Genomic DNA, 1,677 nt, shown 5'->3' with positions numbered 1-1,677 from the left:
ATGAAAGCGCTGGTACCCGTGAAGCGGGTGATCGACTACAACGTGAAGCCGCGGGTGAAGGCGGACGGCACGGGTGTCGATCTCTCGAACGTGAAGATGAGCATGAACCCGTTCGACGAGATCGCGGTCGAGGAAGCGATCCGTCTGAAGGAAGCGGGCAAGATCGAGGAAATCGTCGCGGTTTCCGTCGGCCCGGCCAAGGCGCAGGAAACGCTGCGCACCGCGCTCGCGATGGGCGCGGACAGCGCCATCCTGGTCGAGACCGATGACGAGGTCGAGCCGCTCGCCGTCGCCAAGATCCTGAAGGCCGTCGCCGCTGAAGTGCAGCCGGGCCTGGTGATCCTCGGCAAGCAGGCGATCGACGACGACAGCAACCAGACCGGCCAGATGCTGGCCGCGCTGATGAACCTGCCGCAGGGCACGTTTGCCAGCAAGGTCGAGGTCGAAGGCGACAGCGTCTCGGTGACCCGCGAAGTCGATGGCGGTCTGGAGACGGTAAAGCTCTCGCTTCCCGCGATCGTCACCACCGACCTTCGCCTCAACGAGCCGCGCTACGCTTCGCTGCCCAACATCATGAAGGCGAAGAAGAAGCCGCTCGATGTGAAGACCCCCGCCGACTACGGCGTCGACACTGCGCCGCGGCTGAAGACCCTCAAGGTCGCCGAGCCGCCCGTTCGCCAGGCCGGTATCAAGGTCGCCGACGTCGATGAACTGGTCGCCAAGCTCAAGTCCATGGGAGTCGCATGATGAAGACGCTCGTCTGGGTCGAACACGACAACGCCAAGATGGCCGACGCGACGCTGGCCGCCGTCACCGCCGCATCGAAGCTGGGTGAAGTCCACCTCCTCGTCGCCGGGTCGGGCTGCCGCGCCGTGGCCGAACAGGCCGCGCAGGTCGCGGGCGTGGGCAAGGTCCACCTCGCTGACGATGCCGCCTATGCCAACGCGCTGGCCGAAAACGTCGCGCCGCTGGTGGTGGACCTGATGGGCCAGCATGACGCCTTCGTCGCGCCCGCCACTTCGAACGGCAAGAACATCGCGCCGCGCGTCGCCGCGCTGCTCGACGTGATGCAGGTCTCCGACATCCTCTCGGTCGAAGGCGAGAAGACCTTCACCCGCCCGACGTATGCCGGCAACGCCATCGCCACGGTGGAGAGCACCGATGCCAAGCTCGTCGTCACCGTGCGCGGCACCGCCTTCGACAAGGCGGAGACCACCGGCGGATCGGGCACGATCGAGGACGTGGCGGGCAAGGGCGATGCGGGCCTGTCGAGCTTCGTCGGCGCCGAGCTTGCCAAGAGCGAGCGCCCCGAACTGACGAGCGCCAAGATCATCGTCTCGGGCGGCCGCGCGCTGAAGGACGCCGATACGTTCCAGCAGGTTATCCTGCCGCTGGCCGACAAGCTCGGCGCGGGCGTCGGCGCCAGCCGCGCCGCGGTCGACGCGGGCTACGTGCCCAACGACTACCAGGTCGGCCAGACCGGCAAGATCGTCGCGCCGGAAGTCTACATCGCCATCGGCATCTCGGGCGCGATCCAGCACCTGGCCGGCATGAAGGATTCCAAGACCATCATCGCCATCAACAAGGACGAGGACGCGCCGATCTTCCAGGTCGCCGACATCGGTCTCGTCGGCGATCTCTACAAGATCGTCCCGGAGCTGACCGAAAAGCTCTGAG

At 66.4% G+C, this 1,677-nt stretch carries 2 protein-coding genes; both read left to right on the top strand.

What is annotated here, in order from left to right:
* Positions 1–747: an electron transfer flavoprotein subunit beta/FixA family protein gene (locus tag J2X37_RS16515; RefSeq protein WP_310023387.1), complete on the top strand. Its 747-nt coding sequence runs from the start codon at positions 1–3 to the stop codon at positions 745–747.
* On the top strand, positions 747–1,676 hold the full coding sequence (locus J2X37_RS16510) for an electron transfer flavoprotein subunit alpha/FixB family protein (protein ID WP_310023386.1): 930 nt from the start codon (positions 747–749) through the stop codon (positions 1,674–1,676). Before J2X37_RS16515 ends, J2X37_RS16510 begins: the two co-directional genes overlap by 1 nt.
* The last annotated feature ends 1 nt before the right edge of the window (position 1,677 follow it).

The sequence above is a fragment of the Croceicoccus sp. BE223 genome (assembly GCF_031457155.1).
Classification (GTDB): domain Bacteria; phylum Pseudomonadota; class Alphaproteobacteria; order Sphingomonadales; family Sphingomonadaceae; genus Croceicoccus.
The sequence above is the reverse complement of the archived record's forward strand: the minus strand, read 5'-3'. Positions and strand labels throughout refer to the sequence as shown.

What these genes read in the sequence shown, in the direction of transcription:
- J2X37_RS16515 (WP_310023387.1), top strand. Translation starts at nt 1, where the DNA reads ATGAAAGCGCTGGTACCCGTGAAGCGGGTGATCGACTACAACGTGAAG.
- J2X37_RS16510 (WP_310023386.1), top strand. Translation starts at nt 747, where the DNA reads ATGAAGACGCTCGTCTGGGTCGAACACGACAACGCCAAGATGGCCGAC.